This is a genomic window from Alkalimonas delamerensis (assembly GCF_030717955.1).
Taxonomy (GTDB): domain Bacteria; phylum Pseudomonadota; class Gammaproteobacteria; order Enterobacterales; family Alteromonadaceae; genus Alkalimonas; species Alkalimonas delamerensis.
This window is the reverse complement of record NZ_JAUZVY010000004.1, coordinates 225,861-250,434: the sequence shown is the minus strand read 5'-3', so window position 1 is coordinate 250,434 and position 24,574 is coordinate 225,861. Positions and strand designations below refer to the sequence as shown.

The 24,574-nt window shown below is 54.8% G+C and carries 21 protein-coding genes, 2 tRNA genes and 1 other RNA gene; 17 read left to right on the top strand and 7 right to left on the bottom strand.

Annotation, left to right across the window (positions count from 1 at the left end):
* Positions 1 to 23 precede the first annotated feature (23 nt).
* From ligA to Q3O59_RS11295, 4 genes are all read left to right on the top strand, one after another.
* Positions 24 to 2,057 (top strand): NAD-dependent DNA ligase LigA, encoded by a 2,034-nt coding sequence (ligA, locus tag Q3O59_RS11310; protein ID WP_305945679.1) that lies wholly within the window; start codon positions 24 to 26, stop codon positions 2,055 to 2,057.
* On the top strand, positions 2,057 to 2,389 hold the full coding sequence (locus tag Q3O59_RS11305) for a DUF3392 domain-containing protein (RefSeq protein ID WP_305945678.1): 333 nt from the start codon (positions 2,057 to 2,059) through the stop codon (positions 2,387 to 2,389). Before ligA ends, Q3O59_RS11305 begins: the two co-directional genes overlap by 1 nt.
* Complete coding sequence (locus tag Q3O59_RS11300) at positions 2,389 to 2,871, top strand: DUF2919 family protein (protein ID WP_305945677.1); 483 nt, start codon at positions 2,389 to 2,391, stop codon at positions 2,869 to 2,871. Before Q3O59_RS11305 ends, Q3O59_RS11300 begins: the two co-directional genes overlap by 1 nt.
* 170 nt (positions 2,872 to 3,041) lie before the next feature.
* Positions 3,042 to 4,844: a putative bifunctional diguanylate cyclase/phosphodiesterase gene (locus tag Q3O59_RS11295; protein WP_305945676.1), complete on the top strand. Its 1,803-nt coding sequence runs from the start codon at positions 3,042 to 3,044 to the stop codon at positions 4,842 to 4,844.
* On the opposite strand, the gene Q3O59_RS11290 is transcribed toward Q3O59_RS11295, so the two are convergent.
* From Q3O59_RS11290 to Q3O59_RS11280, 3 genes are all read right to left on the bottom strand, one after another.
* Positions 4,838 to 6,490, bottom strand: coding sequence for a response regulator (locus Q3O59_RS11290; protein ID WP_305945675.1), 1,653 nt, complete (start codon positions 6,488 to 6,490; stop codon positions 4,838 to 4,840). The genes Q3O59_RS11295 and Q3O59_RS11290 overlap by 7 nt on opposite strands.
* Before the next feature lie 396 nt (positions 6,491 to 6,886).
* A tRNA-Val gene (locus Q3O59_RS11285) sits at positions 6,887 to 6,962 on the bottom strand.
* 30 nt (positions 6,963 to 6,992) lie between these two features.
* Positions 6,993 to 7,068 (bottom strand) — tRNA-Val (locus tag Q3O59_RS11280).
* Positions 7,069 to 7,256: 188 nt separating this feature from the next.
* Between Q3O59_RS11280 and gltX the strand changes: the two genes are divergently transcribed.
* Both gltX and Q3O59_RS11270 read left to right on the top strand, forming a co-directional pair.
* The gene (gene gltX, locus Q3O59_RS11275; RefSeq protein ID WP_305945674.1) at positions 7,257 to 8,666 is read left to right on the top strand and encodes a glutamate--tRNA ligase; all 1,410 of its coding nucleotides are present in this window, start codon (positions 7,257 to 7,259) and stop codon (positions 8,664 to 8,666) included.
* A 233-nt stretch (positions 8,667 to 8,899) separates the two neighbouring features.
* Complete coding sequence (locus tag Q3O59_RS11270; protein WP_305945673.1) at positions 8,900 to 9,691, top strand: DUF481 domain-containing protein; 792 nt, start codon at positions 8,900 to 8,902, stop codon at positions 9,689 to 9,691.
* 74 nt (positions 9,692 to 9,765) lie between these two features.
* On the opposite strand, the gene serA is transcribed toward Q3O59_RS11270, so the two are convergent.
* The 4 genes from serA to ssrS all read right to left on the bottom strand — a co-directional run bounded on the left by serA (position 9,766) and on the right by ssrS (position 12,621).
* The gene (gene serA / locus Q3O59_RS11265; protein ID WP_305945672.1) at positions 9,766 to 10,992 is read right to left on the bottom strand and encodes a phosphoglycerate dehydrogenase; all 1,227 of its coding nucleotides are present in this window, start codon (positions 10,990 to 10,992) and stop codon (positions 9,766 to 9,768) included.
* Positions 10,993 to 11,046: 54 nt separating this feature from the next.
* On the bottom strand, positions 11,047 to 11,700 hold the full coding sequence (rpiA, locus tag Q3O59_RS11260) for a ribose-5-phosphate isomerase RpiA (protein ID WP_228592002.1): 654 nt from the start codon (positions 11,698 to 11,700) through the stop codon (positions 11,047 to 11,049).
* 112 nt (positions 11,701 to 11,812) lie between these two features.
* A complete protein-coding gene (locus Q3O59_RS11255; RefSeq protein WP_228592004.1) occupies positions 11,813 to 12,400 on the bottom strand; it encodes a 5-formyltetrahydrofolate cyclo-ligase in 588 nt (195 codons plus the stop codon).
* Between the two features lie 38 nt (positions 12,401 to 12,438).
* Positions 12,439 to 12,621: non-coding RNA, 6S RNA (ssrS, locus tag Q3O59_RS11250), on the bottom strand.
* Positions 12,622 to 12,760: 139 nt separating this feature from the next.
* Here ssrS and Q3O59_RS11245 point away from each other — a divergent pair.
* The 11 genes from Q3O59_RS11245 (at position 12,761) to Q3O59_RS11195 (ending at position 24,569) form a co-directional block, all read left to right on the top strand.
* Positions 12,761 to 13,363 carry a UPF0149 family protein gene (locus Q3O59_RS11245; protein ID WP_305945671.1) on the top strand — a complete coding sequence of 201 codons (603 nt, stop codon included), beginning with the start codon at positions 12,761 to 12,763 and terminating at the stop codon, positions 13,361 to 13,363.
* Positions 13,364 to 13,384: 21 nt separating this feature from the next.
* Positions 13,385 to 14,746: a Xaa-Pro aminopeptidase gene (pepP, locus tag Q3O59_RS11240; RefSeq protein WP_305945670.1), complete on the top strand. Its 1,362-nt coding sequence runs from the start codon at positions 13,385 to 13,387 to the stop codon at positions 14,744 to 14,746.
* Positions 14,730 to 15,977 (top strand): 2-octaprenyl-6-methoxyphenyl hydroxylase, encoded by a 1,248-nt coding sequence (ubiH, locus tag Q3O59_RS11235; protein ID WP_305945669.1) that lies wholly within the window; start codon positions 14,730 to 14,732, stop codon positions 15,975 to 15,977. Before pepP ends, ubiH begins: the two co-directional genes overlap by 17 nt.
* A complete protein-coding gene (locus Q3O59_RS11230) occupies positions 15,964 to 17,193 on the top strand; it encodes an FAD-dependent monooxygenase (protein WP_305945668.1) in 1,230 nt (409 codons plus the stop codon). The genes ubiH and Q3O59_RS11230 overlap by 14 nt, the downstream gene beginning before the upstream one ends.
* 196 nt (positions 17,194 to 17,389) lie before the next feature.
* Entirely contained in the window at positions 17,390 to 18,469 is a 1,080-nt protein-coding gene (gcvT, locus tag Q3O59_RS11225; protein ID WP_305945667.1) for a glycine cleavage system aminomethyltransferase GcvT, read from the top strand.
* A 122-nt stretch (positions 18,470 to 18,591) separates the two neighbouring features.
* A complete protein-coding gene (gene gcvH, locus Q3O59_RS11220) occupies positions 18,592 to 18,981 on the top strand; it encodes a glycine cleavage system protein GcvH (protein ID WP_228592017.1) in 390 nt (129 codons plus the stop codon).
* A gap of 88 nt (positions 18,982 to 19,069) precedes the next feature.
* Positions 19,070 to 21,964, top strand: coding sequence for an aminomethyl-transferring glycine dehydrogenase (gene gcvP, locus Q3O59_RS11215; RefSeq protein ID WP_305945666.1), 2,895 nt, complete (start codon positions 19,070 to 19,072; stop codon positions 21,962 to 21,964).
* Positions 21,965 to 22,072: 108 nt separating this feature from the next.
* Positions 22,073 to 22,351, top strand: coding sequence for a type II toxin-antitoxin system RelE/ParE family toxin (locus tag Q3O59_RS11210; RefSeq protein WP_305945665.1), 279 nt, complete (start codon positions 22,073 to 22,075; stop codon positions 22,349 to 22,351).
* Between the two features lie 11 nt (positions 22,352 to 22,362).
* Entirely contained in the window at positions 22,363 to 22,662 is a 300-nt protein-coding gene (locus tag Q3O59_RS11205) for a HigA family addiction module antitoxin (RefSeq protein WP_305945664.1), read from the top strand.
* A gap of 325 nt (positions 22,663 to 22,987) precedes the next feature.
* Entirely contained in the window at positions 22,988 to 23,257 is a 270-nt protein-coding gene (locus tag Q3O59_RS11200; protein ID WP_305945663.1) for a helix-turn-helix domain-containing protein, read from the top strand.
* Positions 23,244 to 24,569: a HipA domain-containing protein gene (locus Q3O59_RS11195; protein ID WP_305945662.1), complete on the top strand. Its 1,326-nt coding sequence runs from the start codon at positions 23,244 to 23,246 to the stop codon at positions 24,567 to 24,569. Before Q3O59_RS11200 ends, Q3O59_RS11195 begins: the two co-directional genes overlap by 14 nt.
* Positions 24,570 to 24,574 lie beyond the last annotated feature (5 nt).

Sequence of the window (24,574 nt, the reverse complement as noted above, 5' to 3'; positions counted from 1 at the left end):
TTCCTTTAAGTGAGTTTCCCGCCATGAGCACGCCGACACAAGCCGATGTCGAGCAATTGCAACAGCAATTGAATCAATACAGTTACCACTACTATGTGCTGGACGACCCTTGCGTCCCTGATGCCGAGTACGACCGGCTGTTTCGTCAGCTGCAAGTCTGGGAGCAGCAGCATCCTGAATGGGTCCGCCCAGATTCGCCAACCCAACGGGTGGGAGAAAAGCCTTTGGGGCAGTTTGCCCAGGTTGCGCATTCGGTGCCGATGTTGTCGCTGGACAATGCCTTTGCGGCAGAGGATTTCACCGCTTTTTGCAAGCGGATGGCCGACCGACTGGACTTTGCCGGCGACTTTGCCTTTTGTTGCGAGCCGAAGCTGGACGGTTTGGCGGTCAGCATCCGGTACCAGCACGGACTGCTGGTTCAAGCCGCCACCCGGGGTGATGGCAGCACCGGCGAAGACATTACCAGCAACATTCGCACCATTCGCGCCATTCCTTTGCGCTTGCAAGGCTCCGATTGGCCCGAAGTGCTGGAAGTTCGTGGCGAGGTCTTTATGCCGTTGGCTGGCTTTGAGCGGATGAACGATGCTGCCCGCCTTAAAGGCGATAAAGTCTTTGCCAATCCGCGCAATGCCGCCGCAGGCAGCTTGCGCCAACTGGACCCGAAAGTGACCGCAGCCCGGCCACTGATGTTTTATGCCTATGGTTTGGGCGAAGTGCAGGACAGCGCCGGCCAGTTGGATGCAGAAAGCCATCACCAGCGGTTGCAGCAACTCAAAGGCTGGGGCTTTCCTGTTTGCCCGGAAATCGAGCGGGTGCAGGGTGCGGCGGCGGTACTGGCGTATTACCAGCAGGTGGCCGAACGCCGTGCCAGCTTGCCTTATGAAATTGATGGTGTGGTGGTCAAAGTCGATAGTCTGGCACAGCAACGGGCGCTGGGTTTCGTCGCCCGGGCACCTCGCTGGGCCATCGCTTTTAAGTTTCCTGCACAGGAGCAGTTAACCGCCTTGCTGGATGTTGAGTTCCAGGTGGGGCGAACCGGCGCCATCACCCCTGTCGCCCGGCTGGAACCGGTGCTGGTGGGCGGCGTAACCGTCAGCAATGCGACTTTGCACAACCAGGACGAGATCAATCGGCTGGGCGTGCAAATTGGCGATACCGTGACGGTGCGCCGGGCGGGTGATGTGATCCCGCAAATTGTCTCGGTGCTGTCCGAGCGGCGCCCGGCCGACAGTCGTGCCATCGTTTTTCCACAGCAATGCCCGGTGTGTCAATCCCAGGTGGAGCGGGTTGAAGGCGAGGCCGTTGCCCGCTGTACAGGTGGTTTGTATTGCGCGGCCCAGCGCAAAGAAGCTTTAAAGCATTTTGTCTCGCGCAAAGCCTTGGATATCGATGGCCTTGGTGAGAAGTTGATTGATCAGCTGGTCGAGCAGCAGTTGGTGCAAACACCGGCCGATATTTTTAAGTTGGATTTACCCGCCTTGTTAGGGCTGGAGCGGATGGCCGAAAAATCGGCCAGTAAATTGCTCAACGCCATCGAAGCCGCCAAAAGCACCAGCTTGCCGCGTTTTATTTATGCCCTCGGTATCCGTGAAGTCGGTGAGGCCACTGCCTTGAATCTGGCGCAGCACTTTGGTGAGTTGGCTGCCCTGATGCAGGCGGACGAAGAGGCCTTACAACAAGTGCCGGATGTGGGCACTGTGGTGGCACAGCATCTGGTGGCATTCTTCCATGAGCCACACAATCAGGCGGTGATCCAGGCTCTGCAAGCGGTCGGTGTGCATTGGCCGGCCATCGCCGTACAAAGCGCCGCTGCGCAGCCATTGGCAGGTCAGACGCTGGTGCTGACCGGTACCTTAAGCAGCATGGGAAGGGATGACGCCAAAGCCTTGTTGCAGCGCTTAGGGGCGAAAGTCTCCGGCTCGGTGTCGAAAAAAACCTATGCCGTGATTGCCGGTGAGAATGCCGGTTCAAAGCTGGCCAAAGCCGAAGAATTGGGTGTTCCGGTGTGGGATGAGGCGCAAATGCAGGCGCTTTTTACTGAACATGGAGTTGCCTGATGGATGCGTTGCAGGATCTGCTGCTGCAATGGGGCGCTTTGTTCCGGCCTTATATCCGGGACATTGCCCTGGCCATGGTGGCTACCAGCCTGGTGGTGTTTGGTGATGACATCAACCGCTTTATTCGCCGCCAGGTGGCGGGGATGCACTTTGTCTGGCGCACGCTGATCTTTGTGTTGGTCTGTGCCTTTGGCTACGGTGCTTTTACTCTTTTTGTCACCCCTATTGTGGCCCGTCAGCTGGCCGGGCTTAGTAACCTCTGGCTGCCCTGGGTCACCTTGGGCATCTTTACCCTGCTGGGCATCTTAGCCCAGCGCAGGCGTCAGGCCTGATGCGGCAGCCGGATTTGCACTGGCCACTTGATAACGACGGCTTGGTGGTGATCCCGCTGCGCTTTTACTTGCTGCTGCTGTTGCTGCTGCGGCCCTTGCTCAGCTGGGTGCTGGCACTGACCATACCGGAGCAAAAAGGTGAAATGCTGGCGTTTTTCTACCCGGATCAGCAGCAATTCTTGCTGGCTTGCCTGCTGGCGTTGCCAACTTTTCTGCTTTGCGTCGCCCTGACACAGCGACGACCCAAAGGCCATCCCGCCTGGTTTCGGGTCTGGCGTTATGGCAAATGGTGGTTGCTGGCCAGTCTGGTACCGGATCTGCTGCTCACGGTGCAAGCCTTGCCCCCCTATGTGGCGGTAGAACAACCCTGGCTGCTGCTGGCGCCATCTTTGCTGCTGATTTTCGGGCTCTGGTTGCTGCGCAGTCGCCGCATGCCGCAGGTTTTTGCCGAGTGGCCAGATCCTATCATAGGCAAAAAGTAGCTTTTTGCATCCTCTATGCAGGACGTCTAAACTAAGAGTTTGAACCGGCCTTAAGGTTGAACCGATCAAAAGGTACCCTGGTGAGCTTAGCGGCACAGATGTCCAACAAAGCGTTATTTCAACTGGTTGCTAAACTGTCGGCCTTGTTAACCGGGGCAAGCAGTGATTGCATGAACACAGCTATTGATCAGGCGCTGGCCGATATCGGTCTGTTTTTCCAGGCCGATCGCAGTTATCTGTTTGCCTTTACCCCGGATCTTCGTCATGCCAACAACACCCATGAATGGTGTGCGGTCGGCGTTTCCAGTCAACGAGCGATGTTGCAGGGCTTGGATACCGAGCTTTTAGCAGCCTGGATGAAGCCGATGCAACAAGGACTGCCGGTCGCCATCAGCGATGTCTCGACTTTGCCTGCCGGCAGTGCTGAGCAAGCGTTATTGCAAGCTCAGCACATTCAATCGGTCATTATGCTGCCGGTGATGGCGGCCGGTCAGCTGCAAGGCATGTTCGGACTCGATATCGTGCGTTTTGTGCATCACTGGTCGGAAGAAAGTATCGCAGCGCTTGAGCTGATTGCCGGCAATATTGGCGGCGGCCTGGAGCGGCAACGGGTGGAGTCCAAAGCGGCACAATTGGCGTTTTACGACGCCCTGACCGAGCTACCCAACCGCCGCTTGCTGTCTGAATTGTTGCAGCAAGAGTTGGCCAGCTCGAATCGCTCAGGCCTGGCGGGTGCGGTACTGTTGATCGATTTGGATCATTTCAAAAACCTGAATGATAGCCATGGCCATTTGCTCGGAGACCTCTACTTGCAGCAGGTGGCGCAGATCATTCGTCATCAACTGCGCGACAGCGATGTGATGGCACGTCTTGGCGGCGACGAATTTGTGGTGGTGCTGAGCGAGCTGGCCAGCTCGGCTCAGGATGCGGCGATTCATGCTCGCAAGGTGGCCGATTTGCTGTTAAATAGCATCAATTGCCCGCTCCCTTTGGGGGAGCATCGCTACCAGGCATCGGTTAGCATTGGTATCACGGTATTTCAGGGGAGCCAGAGCCCGGTCGATGCGCTCTTGGCGCAGGCAGAGATGGCGATGTACCGTGCTAAAACCGCAGGACGGAACGGGGTGGAGTTCTTTGATACCAGAATGCAAACACTGGCGCAGCAGCGCAGTCAGCTGGCGCAGGATCTGCACCAAGCCATCCGGCAGCAGCAATTTCATTTATTGTACCAACCCATCGTCTCTGGTCAGCAGGTGGTGGCAGTGGAGGCTTTGATCCGTTGGCAGCACCCGGAGCAAGGAGCGGTCTCACCGGGCGTTTTTATTCCTTTTGCCGAGCAGTCCGGTCTGATTGTCGCCATCGGCGACTGGGTACTGGAGCAAGCCTGTCGCCAGTTGGTGCAGTGGCAGCAGCAAGCACAGTGCAAACATCTTATCTGCTCCGTCAATATCAGTCCCTACCAGTTTGCTCAGGACAACTTTGTCGAAAAAGTGATTCAGTGCCTGATTCGCACCGGCGCTGCACCCGAGCGGTTAAAGCTGGAGTTAACCGAAGGCATGTTGGTGGATGATGTGGACAAAGTCCGCACAAAAATGGTGACATTGCAACAGCTGGGGGTTCGCTTTGCGCTGGACGATTTTGGTACAGGCTACTCGTCGCTGAGCTATTTGCAGCAGTTGCCGCTTGGCCAGTTAAAAATCGATCAAAAATTCGTGCGGGACCTGGACAGCCTGGCACACAACACAGCCATCACCAAAGCCATCATTGCTCTGGCTGCCAGTTTGGAGCTGGAAGTGGTGGCCGAAGGGGTCGAGACGCAGGCTGAGCTGGAAACCTTAACCGCCTTAGGATGCTCCTGTTTTCAAGGTTACTTTTTTAGTAAACCTTTAAAGGCTGAAGCGCTGGCTCAGGGTTTGAGGGCTGTGCCAGCCCAAGCCCAAGCTAGCCCAAGCCAGTCCATCAGCCATCAATGACTGATGACGCTGGGATCGCCAAAACGCTCCGGATGTTTTTCTTTCAGCTTTTGATAGCGTTTGACTTGATCCGGATTCAGTTTACCGCGCTCAATAATGTCCAGACAGCGCAGGATCAATGTTTCCTGCTGGCTTTCATTGATGGCGGTGCGGCGTGGCGCCGATAAAATGGTTTGCAGCAGGTTGAGCGCAATGGCAGCACTTTTAGGCATCACGCGCAGGGCCAGCTCAAAAGCTTTGAAGGCCTCCTGCCAATTGCCATGCTGGTAAAGATGCACCGCATTGTTGTTCAGCTCGCGGGCACCGTATGGCATGCTGGCCCGTTCTTGTTGTTCTTGTTTTAAGTAGGCACTGAAAACCGGATCGGACCCTTCTCGCTGACAACGCTGACTGATCTGGCGGAACAGTTTGTTGGCAGCATCGCTTAAACCCACTTCATGCAAAGCTTTGGCGCGGTCCAGTGCATCTTCAATGGAGTCGTTGTCCGGTACTTTTTCCTGCAAATCTTTCAGCAATTGTTGTGCCTTGTCTTTGTTGTCTTTGAGATACAACAAGCGGGCCTGAATCACTTCTTGCTGAAACTCTTTGCGGTTTTCATTGAACTGCTGACGGATCGAGCTTAAGCATTGATTGATTTGTCGGCTTAATCGCAAGCTCTGTTCGTCGTCTTGCTCCAGTGTCAACGCAAAGTCAATGCCGGCCCGGGCCATATTCAGATAGAGATCGGGCTGTTCATGCATGGAGTGGCGGGAAAACTTCACCATGCTTTTGGCTGCCTGATACTGGGTCTCGTAATCATGATTGATGCGGCACAACTGCAACAGTTTTTGCTGGCGTAGCAAGTTGCGGGGTGCCAGTGCGGCTGCTTGCTGCAAATGCTGCTGCGCTTCATCGTACTGCTGTTGCCGAAAATCGAGCTCGGCCATGCAGTCCAGAGCTTCCAGCCGGGTTTCTGGCCGTCGGGTCAATTGCTGCAACATGGCCAGTGCCTGATCCTCTTTTTGCAGCCAGAGCAGGGTACGGGCCAGCCCAATTCGTGCCCAGGGAAAAGGCTGTAAATCCAGCATGCTGTTAAAAAACTGCTCGGCTTCATTGTACTGTTGCAGTTGCAGCAGCAAGTCGCCTTTGAGCTTTAACAGCAGAGGATAAAAAGCAGTGCTGGAGGACTTGGCAAGCTCGGTATTCACCAGCTCCAGGGCACGCTCTGGCTGGCCATGATCCAACAGTTGGTAAATGGGCTTAAGACGTTGTTTGCGCTTTAATACTCGCTCGATCCGGACTTCCAGATCACCCATCACAAAGGGCTTGGCCAGAAACTCATCCGGTTGCAATTCAATCACGCTGTACACCAGGGAGGGATCGGTATCGGCACTGATAAAGATAAAGCCAGTGCTAAGTTTTTGCAGGCCCCGGGCTTTAAGCTCTTCGTACAGCTGAAAGCCATCTTTGCCTTTTTGCAGATTATGGGCGCAAATAATCAAATCGTACTGACGGGTTTTGCACAGCTGTATGGCATCCTGAGCCCGATCGGCCATATCGATTTGCTGGTAGCCCAGCTTTTCCAGCGCGAATTTCAGGTAGCTTTGTGCGAGCGACTGCTCGTCGATAATCAGGATCTGTACATCGGGCGAAATGCTGGCATCCATGAAGTGATTAAAACCCGGACAAGAAAAGCCTAGTCATGTCACAACTATAGCAAGATAACGGCTAAGTTTTGAATAAAAATAGCTGCTTAATGGGAAATTAAATGAAACAAGAAAAGTGAAGAAGATAAAACGATAAATGATTTACTGTGAAATAATTGGGGTAATGAAAGTGGTGGATGATACTGGGTTCGAACCAGAGGCAACCGTATTGTCACAGGGAGCGGGCGGTGCTCTCTCGGATTGGCTAATGATTGAGTTTGAGAATAATAGAAGCAATTGAGAGTGGTGGATGATACTGGGTTCGAACCAGAGGCAACCGTATTGTCACAGGGAGCGGGCGGTGCTCTCTCGGCTTAGCTAATGATTGAGTTTGAGAATAATAGAAGCAATTGAGAGTGGTGGATGATACTGGGTTCGAACCAGTGACCCCCGCCTTGTAAGGGCGGTGCTCTCCCAGCTGAGCTAATCATCCACTCTGAGAGAATAACTGAAGCATTGATGATGGTGGATGATACTGGGTTCGAACCAGTGACCCCCGCCTTGTAAGGGCGGTGCTCTCCCAGCTGAGCTAATCATCCGCTGCATCAATGGCGCCATTATAGAGTTCAGCGTTAGGCTGTCAACAGGAAATTTAGAAATGCGATTCGGTTGCTGCAAAAAGCGTCATTTTGTTGTCATTCAATGCAGTTTCCTCTGCAAAGGCCACAACAGTCCAGTGAAAACTTGCTACAATAGCGCCACTTGAATACTGCTACAGGAATGCCCTATGTCGATTGTGACCCGTTTTGCGCCAAGCCCCACTGGTTATTTGCATGTTGGAGGGGCTCGTACAGCCTTGTACAGCTGGTTATACAGCAAGAAAATGGGTGGCAAATTTATCCTGCGGATCGAAGATACCGATCTGGAACGTTCGACCCAAGCCTCGGTCGATGCCATTTTGCAAGGCATGGATTGGTTGGGACTGGACTGGGACGAAGGTCCTTACTACCAAACCAAGCGCTTCGACTTGTACAAAGAGGTGATTCAGCAACTGCTGGATGCCGGCAAAGCCTACAAATGTTTTTGCACCATCGAAGAGCTGGACCAGATGCGTGAGGCGCAAATGGCGGCGGGCGAAAAGCCCCGTTACAACGGCTTGTGGCGCGACAGAACCGATCATCCAACCGACAAGCCGTTCGTTATTCGGTTTAAAAACCCGCAGGAAGGCACTGTGGTGATCGACGATCTAATCAAGGGTCGTATCGAGATTGCCAACAAAGAGTTGGACGACTTGATCATTGCCCGAACTGATGGCTCACCCACCTACAACCTGACGGTGGTGGTGGATGATTGGAAGATGGGCATTACCCACGTGATCCGTGGCGATGATCACGTCAACAATACGCCGCGTCAGATGAACATCCTGGCAGCCCTTGGCGCTCAGATCCCACATTACGCTCATGTACCGATGATCCTGGGTGATGATGGCAAGCGCCTGTCCAAGCGTCATGGTGCTGTTGGGGTGATGCAATACCGCGATAACGGCTTTTTGCCAGAAGCGCTGCTCAACTACCTGGTCCGGCTGGGTTGGTCGCATGGCGATCAGGAGATTTTCAGCAAAACCGAATTGATTGAGCTTTTTGATCTGAAGAACTGCAACCGGGCGCCTTCAGCCTTTAACACTGAAAAACTCATTTGGCTGAACCAGCATTACATCAAAACCCTACCTGCCGAGCGGGTTGCTGAAGAGCTGGCCTGGCATCTGAACGATCAGCAGCTGGATACCAGCAAGGGCCCGGCTATTACCGAAGTGATTCAGGTGCAGGCCGATCGGGTGAAAACTCTGAAGGAGTTGGTGCAGGTCAGCCGTTACTTCTACGAGGACTTCGATGCCTTTGACGAAGCCGCAGCGAAAAAGCACTTGCGTCCGGTTGCGGCTGAGCCGCTGGCTTTGGTGCAGCAAAAGCTCACTACTTTAAGCGATTGGACAGTCGAGGCGATTCAGCAGGCCATTCACAGCACGGCAGAAGAGTTAGGCCTTGGCATGGGGAAAGTCGGCATGCCGTTGCGGGTTGCTGTCAGTGGTGCCGGCAACTCCCCGTCGCTGGATGTTACCCTAAAACTGGTGGGTCGTGAGCGCACCCTGGCGCGTTTGAGCCTGGCGCTTGATTTTATTGCCAACCGAGCTGCCGACTAAGTCGTGCCCGTCTCAAAAGGCGGGCACGAATTCAGCGCAGGAATACTGTTTAGGGATACAAACAAAGTATCCCAAGGCCGGTTAGCAGGCCCCCGTTGCAGGGGCCTAAGCGGTGCCCATCCGGTAAATTGCGCCACTCATCCCTTTGTTGGTGTTTTAGTGAACCCTTGTATTGGACTGCTGTCTGAAAAGCTTTACAATAATTGCTTTTTACAGTTCAGGAAAAATTTTAAGTGGTTGCAGTGCGTTCAAAAGTCATTATTTTGTTCTGCGGTGTTGTTGGGCTGATGGCATCGGCTGCCTTGTTGGCAGAGCAAAGTCCTTTTTCATCGCAGCATTTGACCGAACCCAGCTTAGGTGGGGATGTCGAGTTGGGCCTGCTGTACAGCAGCGGCAATACCAAAGCAACCTCAGTGCGTTTGAACTCTGAACTGGTGCACGAGATCCCCTACTTTCGAAACCGCTATCAGGTGCAAGGATTAACCCGTACCAGCAAAGTCCGCAATGCCGACAACGACGGCTATGATCGCATTACCTCCGGCCAGCGCATTGGCCTGACCGGTCAGAGCAACTACAAATTTGCTGCCAGCAACCAGAGTGGCTTTGGCCGTGCCGCTTATCTGAATGACCGCTTTGGTGCTTTTCGTGAACAAGCCTCTGTGGCGCTTGGTTATGCCAACCGGGTGTTTGAGCGCAGCCCAAGTTACCTGGATTTGGAAACTGGCCCGGGTGTGGGGTATCAAAAGCGGCAAAATGGCGACAGTGAAGGTGGCCTGATTTGGTTTGCTGCGGCAAATCTGGAGTACAAAGTGTATCAAGGCACCCGTTTTCGTCAGGCCTTGGAGACGGTGTTGTCGCTGGATGGCGAAAGCTCCAGTGTGCTCAGTCGCAGCAGCTTAACCGCCCAGCTCAATGGCCGCTTGTCGATGCGTTTTAACTTTGTGGTGAAATACGACTCCAAGCCGGATGCCGGGCGTTTTAAAACCGATACCGAAACCTCTGCGTCGGTGGTCTATTCTTTCTAATCTTTCGGCTTCTAAACAATAAAACCGGCTTTGCAGCCGGTTTTATTGTTTCAGCTTGTCACTTGTCACAGCTCTCAATGCAGGACCCGGGCCCGCAAGGTGCCAGGAATGGCTTTGAGTTCCGCCAGCGCCAATTCGTAATCGGCCGAATCGATGTCTATCACCACATAACCGACATCGGCACTGGTTTGCAGGTACTGACCGGCAATGTTGATTTGGTGACGGGCAAAGGCTTCGTTGATCTTGGTCAGCATGCCTGGCTGGTTTTTGTGGATGTGCAGCAAGCGGTGGCGACCGGTGTGCTCTGGCAAGGAGACCTCCGGGAAGTTAACCGCAGACAGGGTTGAACCATTGTCGCTGTACTTGACCAGCTTGCCCGCCACTTCGTAGCCAATGTTTTCCTGGGCCTCCTGGGTTGAACCGCCAATGTGTGGGGTCAGCAGCACATTATCAAAAGCACGCAGTGGTGAGACAAACTCTTCCTGATTGCTTTTCGGCTCCACCGGGAACACATCGATGGCTGCGCCATTGAGTTTCTGGCTGCTCAAGGCTTCGGCCAGGGCGTCAATATCCACCACAGTGCCACGAGAAGCATTGATCAAAATGGCGCCTTGCTTCATCAGGTCGAGTTCGGCTTCGCCAATCATGTTTTTGGTTTGCGCTGTTTCCGGCACATGCAAGCTGATCACATCGGAGGTTTTCAGCAAGGTAGAGAAATCCACCTGAGTCGCATTGCCCAGCACCAGCTTGTCTTCAATGTCGTAAAACTGCACCCGCATGCCTAAATGCTCAGCCATGATGCTCAGCTGGGTACCAATGTGGCCATAACCAATGATACCCAGAGTTTTGCCGCGGGCTTCATAGGAATTGTTGGCCGTTTTGAGCCACTCACCACGATGCGCCGCCGCATTGCGGCCCGGAATGCCGCGCAGCAGCATAATGATTTCGCCCAATACCAACTCGGCGACCGAGCGGGTGTTGGAGAAAGGCGCATTAAATACCGGAATACCGCGCTCTAACGCCGCAGCCAGGTCCACCTGATTGGTGCCAATGCAGAAGCAGCCAATCGCCGCCAGCTTGTCAGCGGCAGCCAGTACCTTGGCGGTTAATTGGGTACGCGAGCGAATGCCAATAAAATGCACATCGCGGATTTTTTCAATCAGCTCCTCTTCCGGCAAAGAGGTTTTCAGGTACTCAATGTTGCTGTAGCCCTGATTTTTGAAAGTCTGAACCGCACTTTGGTGCAGACCTTCCAGCAGTAAAATTTTGATTTTATCTTTCGCCAGTGAAAATTTTTCCATGATTCTTCTCTTGTTGCATCGTCTACAATGGACGCAGAACTTGGTTCTTTCTTGTTATTTTAATAGGGTGGTGCCAGCGGGCGTGCCAACCAGCACTTTGTCGGCGGCGCGAATGGCAAAAATGCCATTGGTGACCACACCAACGATATTGTTGATTTGTGCCTCCAGCTGTATCGGCTGATGAATTTCCAGCCCATGCACATCCAGGATCACGTTGCCGTTGTCGGTGGTAACGCCATCACGCAACACAGCGCGGCCGCCCAATTTATTCAACTCACGAGCCACGTAGCTGCTGGCCATTGGGATCACTTCTACCGGCAAGGGGAAACGACCCAGCACCGGGACCTGCTTGCTTTCATCGACAATGCAGATAAAGGTTTCCGCCACTGCAGCGACGATTTTTTCCCGGGTCAGGGCTGCGCCACCGCCTTTGATCATGTGCTTGTCGGGGTTAATTTCATCGGCGCCATCCACGTAGACGGAGAAGCTGTCAATGTCGTTCAGGTTCAGCACCGGAATGCCCAAGGCTTTCAGTTTAGCGGTGGACTGCTCGGAGCTTGAAACCGCTCCCTGGATCTCATCTTTGATGCTGGCAAGAGCGTCAATAAAGTGATTGACGGTCGAACCTGTGCCGACACCAACCACCGTATGGCGCGGAATAAACTCAAGCGCCGCCCAGGCTGCTTTGCGTTTCATGTCATCGAGCATAAGAAAACCTTGATTAGCCGTACAGATGGATAAATTAGGCAGTCATTATAACCAACTCCGCGTCAGACAACAGCAGTTCCCGCGGTATTTTATAGAAAGTTTTGACCGGAAATTACGGCAGGAAAATTTGTGTCGGGGTACAGATGGCCGGTAGGGGCACATCCCATTCCTCGACGGGGACTGCCGGCACCTGCTGACAAGCATGCGCCAGACCAATCACTCTGGGCTGGCCGTCGCGGCTGCGAAGGGGAGCATTGGCCAGAGTGCGGTCGTAAAAGCCGCCTCCCATGCCCAGACGATTGCCACTGGCATCAAAGGCCACCAAGGGAGTGCAAATCAGATCGAGTTGTGCCACCGGGCAGAGATCCGGGCAGCTCCAGTCGGGCTCGGGAATGCCAAAACGATTGGCTCGCATCGGGGTATTGGCATGAAAGTGCTGGAAAATAAGATGGCCAGGGGTAACAGGGTGCAGCAATGGCAGGTACAGCTGCTTGCCCAGTTGCCACAGGGCATGGATCAACGGCCAGGTATCGAGCTCGGCGTCGTTGCTTAAATAGAGTGCAATATGCTGGCAATCGGCTAAAAAGGGGAGGGCAGTAAAGCGTTCGGCCAGTTGCTCTGCGGCCTGCTGTTGTTGCTGGGTGCTGAGTTGTTGGCGACGCTGGCGGATCAGTTGGCGCAGTTCGTGACGGCTTTGCACCCGTTGCTTCCCTGAAGTTGTGATGGTTACCTGGGGTTATGTTCTCCGAAGCTGCCGTGTCGGATGGTAGCCCTTGAACCCTGGGTTCAAGGCGGGAGTCTGATGCCACCGTAGGCTTCCCGGTACGGGCCGGGCTTGCACAAAAGTGACAAGGTGAATCCCTTGGCAATCTGAATATCGGCTCAGGGACGTCGATCCAATCACCAACAGCTCAGAGAACAAATTCAGTATAGCACCGGCTGCTGGCCGGATGAAAGGGCAGGGTGCTGAAAAGCTGTGCGCTTGGTGCCAACACTGTCTTCTTTATCGTCGACCGCTTCTTGGCCTGACAGCTCCTCAAGTGGTAGGATAAGGTCATGGATGCTTTTAGGTGATGCCAAAATGCCGACCCCTTATTTAATGCCGTATGAGCAATGGCTGCTTCGGATGGAAGAATCGCAGCTGATGGCCTCTCCGGCCGAACTGCATGGTTTAATCAGTGGCTTGCTCTCCGCCGGTGTCCAGGCAGAACAACAGCAGATCCTGCCGGTACTGTACGATTTTCTGAACGACAATCAGGCGGTGCCGGTCGCGGTGCAAAAACAGATTGTCGAGTTGATTGGTCTTACTGCCGAGCAACTGCAGCAAACCGACTACGCTTTTGCTTTGTTGCTGCCCAGCGATGACGACAGTCTGATTGAACGGCTCGAAGCCGTGGTCGAGTGGTGTCAGGCCTTTTTGGTTGGCTTTGCCGTGCTGCAAACCGACTTATCCCTGGTGCCGGAAGACATTCGCGATGCGGTCAATCAGCTGACCGAAATCACCCGGCTCGATGTGCACAGCAGCAGCGATTTTTCCGAGCAGGAAAACGAAGAGTCCTATTACCTGGTGCTGGAACATATCCGTATCCTGGCGCTGAACTGCTTCCACGAAGTGGGTGTAAAGTACCAACAGGGCACGGCGCCGAAAAAGACCTTGCACTGATCCCCGTACAAAGGAAAAACCATGAACAGGCCCCAGGCTGAGCGTCGCCAGCGGTTGCTGGCTGAATTACCTGCCTCTTCGGTCGCGGTCATTGCCGCTGGCCATGAACAGACCCGTAGCCGTGATACCGAGTACCCCTTTCGTCCCAACAGTGACTTTTGGTACCTGACGGCTTTCCCGGAACCCGATGCGCTGCTGATTTTAACCAAAGATGCAGCCGGACAAAGCGCTGAGCTGCTGCTGTGCCGCGATAAAGACGTGGAAAAAGAAGTCTGGCAAGGCCGGCGCTTTGGCCCGGAGCAGGCAGAGCAGCAGTTTGGTATAGCGGCAGCCTCCATCAGCGAACAGCAAGCGCAGCTGGTCGCCGCCATGAAAGGCAAACAGCAGCTGTGGTTTTGTTTTGGCGACGATGAGGCTTTGCTAAGCCAGTTGAACGCTTGCCAACAGCAGATCCGCACTACGCCACGCCAAAGCGAGCTGGCGCCCCAGCAGCAATGCAATTTACGGCCATTGCTTAGCGAGCTGCGGCTGTTGAAAGATGCACACGAAATCAGCCTGATGCAGCAAGCCGCCACCATTAGCGCGGATGCACACAAGGCCGCGATGCAGCTGTGTCAGCCCGGCATGCAGGAATACCAGTTAGAAGCCTGCATTTTGCACCACAGTGCGATGCAGGGCGCCCGCTACCCGGCCTACAACGCCATTGTTGGCGGGGGCGAGAATGCCTGCATTTTGCATTACACCGAAAACAACGCCGAGCTTTGCGATGGCGATCTGGTGTTGATCGATGCTGGCTGCGAGTGGCAGGGCTATGCTGCCGATATTACCCGTACCTTCCCGGTGAATGGCCGCTTTAGCACTGAGCAGGCGGCCCTCTATCAGCTGGTGCTGGATGCCCAGTTGGCGGCGCTGGCTGAAATCAAACCCGGCAGCAGCTTTGCGCTCGCCACCCAAGCCTGTTACCGGGTGCTGACCGAAGGCCTGCATCGGCTTGGGATCCTCCAGGGCGAGCTGGATGCGCTCATCGAAGCCGAAGCGGCCAAGCCCTGGATGATTCACAGTCTGGGCCATTGGCTGGGGCTGGATGTGCACGATGTTGGCTCTTACCAGCCGAAAGGCGCCGTACCCGAGCCCGGTGCGAAAAACCGAGTGTTTGAACCCGGTATGGTGCTAACGGTCGAGCCCGGCCTGTACATTCCCAAAGGCTGCGACACCGATCCCAAATGGTGGGGCATTGGCATTCGCATTGAAGACGATGTGCTGGTTACCGCAGAGGGCCATCGCAATCTGACGGCGGCGGTGCCCAAAACCATTGCTGAGATTGAAGCCTTAATGGCTCAGGATGCAAGCGACCCAGGACAAGGCCATGGCCAGTTTGACTGACACAGCTCCAGAGGTCGATATCGCCATTGCCGGTGGCGGCATGGCAGGACTCACGCTGGCCTGGGCTTTGCTTAAGGCCAGGCCGACGCTTCGCATTGCGGTGATAGAACAACAAGCCGCTGTAGAGCGCTCGGTCAGTTTTGACAGTCGCAGCATCGCTTTGGCGGCAGCCAGTGTCGATCAATTGCGCAACTGGCAGCTGTGGCCGGAGCTTGGGGCCAAAGCCAGCCCCATCCGCCATATTCATGTGTCGGATCGCGGCCATTTTGGCAAATGCTACCTTGAAGCCGATCACTTTGGCCTGAGCGAATTTGGCGCAGTGCTCGAAGTGGAGCACTTGGGGCAGTTGCTGCAGCAGCGCTTGCAAGCATTACCGGGCAAGCAACTGATGATGCTGCAGCCGGATCAGGTGGCCTCCTTGCAGCAACAAGCCGATCAGGTGCAGCTGCAACTGGCCAGTGGCAAAACGCTCTCTGCCAGGCTTTTGGTGGTGTGCGAAGGCGGCCTGTCGCCCACCCGGCAGCTGGCTGGTTTTGCCCTGCGCAGCGAGCACTACGAGCAAACGGCGGTGATCGCCAATCTGGCGCTGGCCGAGCCGCATCAGCAGCGGGCTTTTGAGCGCTTTACCGCCGATGGTCCGATAGCGCTGTTGCCCTTGCCTGGCAAGCGCTACTCCTTGGTCTGGACCACCCAACCGGCAGAAGCCGCTCAGTTGATGCAGCTGGACGAGCCAGCCTTTACCGCCGCCGCTCAGCAAGCTTTTGGCTACCGGGCCGGGGTCTTTGTCAAAAGTGGCGCCCGGGCCAGTTACCCCTTGACACTCAGGCGCAGCGACAGCCCGGTGCGTCATCGCATTGCACTGCTTGGCAACAGCCTGCACAGCCTGCATCCGATTGCCGGTCAGGGCTTTAATCTGGCGCTGCGCGATATTGCTGCTTTGGTCGCGCTGGTGCAGCAGATGCCGACAGCCATTGGCGATTACGCCATGCTGCGCCAGTACCAGCTGGCCCGCGAGGCCGATATGCAGCAGGTGATGACCCTGACCGATGGGCTGGTGCGGCTATTTTCCAATCGCTCCCGGTTGCTGGCACTGGGCCGCAATCTGGGTTTGCTCGGCATGCTGCTGTGTGAGCCGTTGCAACAACCACTGGCCCGCCAGGCCATGGGCTACAGCGCGACGCTGCGCCAGCAGGCACAGCTGAAGGAGTTTTCAAACGATGCAGCATTGTGATATCACCATTGTTGGCGCAGGCAGCGCTGGCCTGACGCTGGCCTTGCTGTTGGCTCCGCTCGGGCTTCAGATCCGGCTGCTGGAAAAAGGCCCGCAGCCGCAGCCAGGTGCAGCCGACTTTTCCCGCGTCAGTGCCCTGAACCTGGCATCGCAGCGCTTGTTGGCCGGGCTGGGTGTCTGGTCTGGCATTGCCGCCGAGGCCGCGCCTTATCAGCAGATGGAAGTGTGGCAAGCCGACAGCTTTGGCCGGCTGGGCTTTTCGGCGGCCGAGCAGCAGCTGCCGGCTCTTGGCTGGATCTGCGACAACCAAAGCATTCGTCAGCAGCTCTATCAGCAGCTGAGCCAGCACAGCAATGTGCAGTGCTTGTTTGGCAGCGGCATCAGCCGCATCAGCCAGGGCGACCAGAATGTTGCGCTGCAACTGGAAAGCGGTGACTTGCTGCTCTCCAGTTTGCTGGTGGCGGCCGATGGTGCCAACTCTTTTATCCGCGAATCGCTGCAACTGCCCCTGACGCACTGGGATTACCAACACCATGCATTGGTCGCTACCTTAGCCAGCACCGAGCCGCATCAGGCCACCGCCCGCCAGGTGTTCTGGCCGGATGGGCCCTTGGCGTTGTTGCCATTGCCGGACAGCCGTCAAGTGTCCATCGTCTGGAGTGTACCGCCCGAGCGGGCTCAGACCTTGCAGGCACTGCCGGCCGAGGCCTTTGCCAAAGCGGTGACAGCAGCCAGTCAATCGGTGCTGGGGCCGCTGCAACTTGTGAGTGAACGGCAACGGATCCCGCTTCGCATGCGCTACGCCAATCAATGGGTGCAGGGCCGGGTGGTGTTGGTGGCTGATGCCGCCCACAGCATCCACCCACTGGCCGGTCAGGGCATGAATCTGGGACTGATGGATGTTGCTGCATTAGCAGAACTAATCTCAGAGCAGCGGGAGCAGCAGGGCGCTATCGATTGCCCACGGCTGTTGGCCCGTTATCAGCGCTGGCGAAAATCCGAAGCGCAAAGCCTGATTTTGGCGATGGAGACCTTTAAACGCGGCTTTGCCGGTGGCGCTTTGCTGCCGAAAGTGCTGCGCTCTATCGGCATGAGCCTGCTGGATAAGCAAAGCAAGCTGAAGCAACCGATGATGGCGCTGGCGCTTGGCAACAGCGGCGATTTGCCCAAAGCAGCCAGGCCAGCACAGCCTGGATCGGATGCCGCCCTCGGCTGAACGTCTAATCATTAGTAAATCTAAGGGTAAGGGGGCTGTTGGCCGTCGCAGGCTTCCGTTATAATCGATGCATTCTTAGTCGGTCGGGTTGCATAACCTTGCGGGGTACAGCCTGAACCAGCGGCGTTGCTGCCAGCTTGAGCCTTGTGGCTACCAACCAGGCAGAGCGTCGCCTCAGATCACAGGAAGCAAGCCCATGTCCCAACAAACCGTGTTACACGCCAAACATCTGGAAGCCGGTGCCAAAATGGTGGATTTTTTCGGCTGGCAGATGCCCATTAACTACGGCTCTCAAATGGAAGAGCACCACGCGGTGCGCCAGGATGCCGGTATGTTTGATGTGTCGCACATGACCATCGTGGACCTGACCGGTGCCCGTACCCGTGACTTCCTGCGCTACTTGCTGGCCAACGATGTTGCCAAATTAACGGTGCCAGGCAAAGCCCTGTACACCGCCATGCTGAATGAAGCCGGTGGCGTGATCGACGACCTGATTGTTTACTTCCTGCAAGAAGACTACTTCCGCATTGTGGTGAATTCCGCCACCCGTGAAAAAGATTTGGCCTGGCTCAACCAGCACGCACCAGCGTTTGAGGTGACCGTTACCGAGCGGCCAGAGCTGGCGCTGATTGCGGTGCAAGGCCCCAATGCCAAAGCTAAAGTCGCTACCTTACTGGATGCCGCTCAACAGGCAGCGGTTGAAGGCATGAAGCCGTTCTTTGGCGTGCAAAGCGGTGATTTGTTTATCGCCACCACCGGTTACACTGGTGAAGACGGCTACGAAATTGCCATGCCAGAAGGCCTGGCGGCGGATTTCTGGCAGCAACTGCTGGCAGCAGGTGTCAAGCCTTGTGGCCTGGGTGCCCGTGATACCTTGCGCCTGGAAGCCGGCATGAATTTGTACGGCCAGGATATGGACGAAACTGTGTCGCCTCTGGCGGCCAACATGGGTTGGACCATTGCCTTTGAGCCGGCCGATCGTCACTTTATTGGCCGTGCAGCGCTGGAGCATCAGAAAGCAACCGGCACCGACAAGCTGGTGGGGCTGGTGATGGAACAAAAAGGCGTGCTGCGCCATGGTCAGCGGGTGGTGGTTGAAGGCGGCGAAGGCATCATTACCTCGGGCACCTTCTCTCCGACGCTGGGCTTTAGTATTGCGATGGCGCGGGTTCCGGCCAATGTCGGCGATAGCGCCGAGGTGGATATTCGCGGCAAGCTGGTGCCGGTGAAGGTGATCAAGCCAGCCTTTGTCCGCATGGGCAAAAAACTGATCTAAAGTTTAATGATGGCAGGCTGTTGTGCAAAAGCTGTACAACAGCCTGCCTGCTGTATCACAATAGCATGGCAACCGTCTGTGCATGCGGACTTAAAAGAACAACATCAGGTAAGGAACTAAACATGAGCTCTATCCCTACAGAATTAAAGTATGCCTCGTCCCACGAGTGGGTTCGTCACGAAGGCGATGGCATCTACAGCGTCGGTATTTCTGAGCATGCGCAAGAGCTGCTGGGCGATATGGTCTTTGTCGAGCTGCCAGAAGTTGGCGATACGGTGTCTCAGGGCGACGACTGCGCGGTGGCCGAGTCGGTTAAAGCCGCTTCGGATATCTACGCCCCTTTGTCTGGCGAAGTGGTCGAAGTGAACGAGTCGCTGACCGATGCGCCGGAGCAAGTGAACGCCAGCCCTTACCACGATGGCTGGATGTTCAAAATCAAAGCCTCCGATCTGGCGGAGCTGGATGAACTGCTGGATGCCGAAGGCTACCAGAACGTGATCGACGAAGACTAAAACCAATCTGTTGCTGCGTAAGCCCCGTATTATTCGGGGCTTACCTTTTATCGGCTGTACACTTTTGTATTTATAGGACACATCAAGCATGAGCAACCCTGCTGCTAAAACGCTGTCGCAACTTGCGAATCATCAGGAATTTATTCAACGCCATATTGGCCCGGATGCCAACGAAACCGCGGCGATGCTGGCCGAGCTGAATGTCAGCTCGGTGGAAGAGCTGATCGCGCAAACCATTCCGGCCGATATCCGTTTGCCACAACCACTGGCCATTGGTGACAGCCGCAGCGAGGCCGAAGCCCTTGCGTACCTGAAATCCGTTGCTGCAAAAAACAAAGTGTTCAAGTCCTACATTGGCATGGGCTACCACCCAACGCTGACGCCGAACGTGATCCTGCGCAACGTGCTGGAAAACCCGGGCTGGTATACCGCTTACACGCCGTACCAGCCGGAAATCGCTCAGGGCCGCTTAGAAGCCCTGCTGAACTTCCAGCAGTTGACACTGGACTTAACCGGCCTGGAACTGGCCAGTGCGTCCTTGCTGGATGAAGCCACCGCCGCTGCCGAAGCCATGGCACTGGCCAAGCGGGTGTCGAAAAACAAAAAATCCAACAGCTATTTTATTGCCAACGATGTGCACCCACAAACACTGGACGTGGTGAAAACCCGTGCCGAGATGTTTGGTTTTGACATCGTCACTGGTCCTGCCAGCGAGGCTGCCAACCACGATGTGTTCGGTGCCTTGCTGCAATACCCAAGCAGCAGCGGTGAAGTGCGTGACGACAGCGCCCTGATTGCCGATTTGCAGGCCAAGAAGGCCATCGTCGCCGTTGCCACCGACATTATGGCGCTGGTACTGATGAAATCCCCGGGTCAGCTGGGCGCCGATGTGGTGCTGGGCTCGGCGCAGCGTTTTGGTGTGCCGATGGGCTACGGCGGCCCGCACGCCGCTTTCTTTGCCACCCGCGATGCGTACAAGCGCTCGATGCCAGGCCGTATTATCGGTGTGTCGAAAGACCGGCTTGATAACAATGCCCTGCGGATGGCAATGCAAACCCGCGAGCAGCATATCCGCCGCGAAAAAGCCAACTCCAACATCTGTACCGCTCAGGTGCTGCTGGCCAATATGGCGTCCTTCTACGCCGTCTACCATGGCCCGGACGGCCTGAAAACCATTGCCGAGCGCATTCACCGCTCTGCCGATATTTTTGCTGCTGGCCTTAAAGCCAAAGGCGTCGAGCTGCTGCACAACCACTGGTTCGATACCATCAGCTTTAAAGTGGCCGACCGCGCTGCCGTTATTGCCCGCGCGCTGGCCAAAGAAGTGAACCTGCGTACTGATCTGGCCGATAGCCTGTCAATCAGCTTCCACGAACTGACCACAGCGGCCGATATCGCTGAGCTGTTCGCCATTGTGCTGGGAGACAACCATGGTCTGGATGTGGCAGCGCTCGATGCTGAGCTGGTGCAACAGGGTTCTAGCTCAATTCCTGCCAGCTTGCTGCGTCACGATGCAATTTTGCAGCACCCGGTGTTTAACCAGTACCACTCAGAAACTGAGATGCTGCGTTACATCAAAAAGCTGGAAAACAAAGATCTGGCACTGAACCACTCGATGATTTCTCTGGGCTCCTGCACCATGAAACTGAACGCCACCGCCGAGATGATCCCGGTCACCTGGCCGGAATTTGGCGCGCTGCACCCGTTCTGCCCACTTGATCAGGCGCAAGGTTATGCCCAAATGATCACTGAGCTGGGCGATTGGCTGGTCAATATCACTGGTTACGACAACATCTCGATGCAGCCGAACTCCGGTGCTCAGGGTGAATACGCTGGCATGATTGCCATTCGCAAGTACCACGAAAGCCGTGGCGAAGGCCACCGCAATGTCTGTCTGATCCCGGTCTCTGCTCACGGCACCAACCCGGCGACAGCGGCCATGGCCAACTTTGAAGTGGTGCTGGTCGATTGCGACAAGTCCGGCAACATCGATATGGCCGATTTAAAAGCCAAGGCCGAGGAAGTGTCGGACCGACTGGCAGCCATTATGGTGACCTACCCATCGACTCATGGCGTGTTTGAAGCCAGCATCCGTGAACTGTGCGACATCGTGCACGCGCACGGTGGCCAGGTCTATATGGACGGTGCCAATATGAACGCTCAGGTGGGGTTAACTTCGCCTGGCTTTATTGGCTCGGACGTGTCGCATTTAAACCTGCACAAAACCTTCTGCATCCCGCACGGCGGCGGCGGCCCGGGCATGGGCCCGATTGGTGTAAAAAGCCATCTGGCACCGTTTTTACCGAATCACCCGGTGGTGAAAATCCCAGGCACCGGCGAGCAAAACGGTGCGGTTTCGGCCGCGCCTTACGGCAGCGCAGGTATTTTGCCGATCAGCTGGATGTACATTGCCATGATGGGCAGCGAGGGCTTAAAGCAGGCCACTGAAATCGCTATCCTGAGCGCCAACTACATGGCGAAGAAGCTGGATCCGCACTTCCCGGTACTGTACCGCGGCAGCAACGGCCGGGTGGCGCACGAGTGCATCATTGATATTCGCCCACTGAAAGAAGCCAGCGGCGTCACCGAGATGGACATTGCCAAGCGTCTGATGGACTTTGGTTACCACTCACCGACCATGAGCTTCCCGGTCGCTGGTACTTTGATGATTGAACCGACCGAGTCGGAAAGCAAAGCCGAGCTGGATAAGTTCATCGAAGCTATGACCACCATTCGTGCTGAAATCGCCAAGGTAGAATCCGGTGAATGGGCACTGGACAACAACCCGCTGCACTTTGCCCCGCACAGCATGCAGGATGTGTTCAGCAACGACTGGAACCGCGCCTACGACCGTCAGGTCGCTGCCTTCCCGGCTGCTTACGTTGCCGAGAACAAGTTCTGGCCAACCGTGACCCGTATCGACGATGTCTACGGCGACCGCAACCTGATGTGTGCTTGCCCAAGCCCGGAAGCGTATCGTTAATTCTGGCTAGTCAGTAAAGCCACAAAGCAAACCCCAGCCTCTGTGCTGGGGTTTTTTATGTGTGAGCACTGACTTTGCTTTTTATCGATTATCGATATATGATTAATCATGATTAAAAGTTTTAAATGCACAGAAACGCAGCAGCTGTATGAAACCGGTAAAACCAGGCGGTGGTCTGCGATTACCAAGGTTGCCACCAGAAAGCTGACTCAGCTGGATGCAGCGACCAGCCTTGAATTTTTACGCAGCCCTCCAGGCAACCGGCTGGAGTTGCTAAAAGGCGACAGGGCGGGGCAATACAGCATTCGTATCAACGATCAGTGGCGTTTGTGTTTTCGTTGGCAAGACGGTAATGCATGGGATCTTGAGATTGTGGATTATCACTAACAGGGGGAGTTATGTTTAAAAATGGCATGCGCGCAGTACACCCTGGTGAAGTATTGCGTGAAGATTATCTGGAGCCACTAAATATGAGTGCGAATGCCCTGGCGCAAGCGCTGCGGGTGACACCAGCGCGGATCTATGAGATCGTGCGTGAGAAACGCGGGATCACAGCTGACACTGCACTGCGGCTGGCACGCTATTTTGGCGGGGATGCACAAAGCTGGCTTAACTTACAGGCCATCTATGATCTGAAGCGAGCTGAGCAGGAAAGTGGTGATAAAATCAACAAAGATATTTCGCCGCATGCGGCTTAAGGTCATTTTTTCGTTGCCACCCGGCGGTCTTGGTGTTTTCCTGGTTGGGATATCGAAAGCAAATCTGTTGCATAGCAGATATTCTGAGATAACCCTTGTTGCTACCACCTTTTGTCTATCTAAGGCATTAGCCGGATCACAAACCAGCGGCCGAGTTGCTTAACCAACACTTATTACGACTCTTTTTTATCTTCTCGATTAAATCCTTCTGCAGTAGGATAATGGTTGATTTTTGAGCTTTACGCGCTTATTATCCTATTCTGTTAGGATAATAAGCGCTACCAGCGCTTGGTCCTTCTTTAATCCCATTGCAATAGGATTTATCGTGCGGCAGGTTACCCAAAGTACAAAACCCGATCTGAGCAACCCGGTTGATATGAAGACACTGGGAGCCATGGTGCGTTACAGGCGAACATCACTCGGTATGACCCTTGAAGATGCCGCTGGTCTTTGTGGTTTATCCAAGCAGGCCTACAACAATGTTGAAAAGGGGCTGCTGACCGTCAAGGTGGATACTTTATTTAAAGTGTTATCGGCTTTCGGTGTTGCGTTATTCCTGCAAGAGCCATCGGAGGGCAGTGATGACTGGGTTTGAGCAAAAGCCTGGTATTCAGGTCTATGCACAGGATAGGCAGGTAGGAACCTTAACCTTTAGCGCACCGCATAGCTGCGAGTTTCAATACACCCAGAGCTGGCGGCTGGAAGGTTACCCCATATCACCTCATATTCCATTGAACGAGCCATGCGATAGTGCTGTGGTAGTGCGGTTTTTAAGAAACCTGTTTCCTGAAGGCAGTGCATTTGAGCGCTTGCTCGAAAGTGAAAACCTATCTAAAAACAATGTTTATGCGATTTTAAATACCATTGGTGGAGATACCACAGGTGTTCTGACGTTTGGCCCAAAGGCTGTATCCACTGAAAGCACGCCTTTGCGTAGAGTCACAAAAGCCGAACTTATTGAGCGACTACAAAACAATGCCGATATGACCTTCTGGGACGGGAAATACCGCCTCTCAGTTGCGGGTGTGCAGAAAAAGCTGAATATTTATATCGATGCAGATGGTGCGATGCATTTGGCAGCAGGTCGCTTCGCCAGTAGTCACATTCTGAAGTTTTCATCCGCACAGTATCCAACGGTGGTGGTGAATGAGTTGTATTGCATGCGCCTTGCCAAAGCGGTAGGGCTGGATGTTGCTGCTGTCCGATTGGTTCGGCTGGGTGATTTCCATGCGTTAGCCGTGACGCGTTTTGACCGGCGAGTGACCCCGAATGGGGTCACCAAACGGCATATAATTGATGGCTGTCAGGCGCTGGATATGCCACCGGAATACAAGTATGAGCAAAACTTCGGCAGCAGTAAGGATGTGCGGCATATTCGGGATGGTGCAAGCTTTGCGAAACTGTTCGCATTTGCAGCAGCAACGGCGGTTCCTGCACTAAGCACCCAGAAAATTATTGATTGGATGATTTTTAATCTGATTATTGGTAACAGCGATGCGCATGGCAAAAACATCAGTTTTTATGTCTCTGGTCAGGGAGGGCTTGCAGTCACGCCTTTCTACGATCTGGTGTCGGTTGTTTATGAGGCTGTGCATCAACCACAATTAGACACCAGCCTTGCCATGGCGATCGACGATAACTTCGATATTCATGCCATCACTGCGTTTGATTTACTGAGCTTAGCATTTGATGCCGGGATCAAGTTCGACTTTTTGCAGCGCCGAATTGAGCGCATCGTGCTTCGGGTTCAGGGGCAGGCGCAGCGTTTGGATTTTAGCCAAGATGATCTGGCCACTCAACAAGAAAGGCATGTCAGGGAATTGGCTGATTTAGTGGTCAGGCGTAGCGGCGAATTGTTGAAGCAAGCCCGACAGTTCAAACAGGTCTATCGCGACGCATTTCGCTGATATCA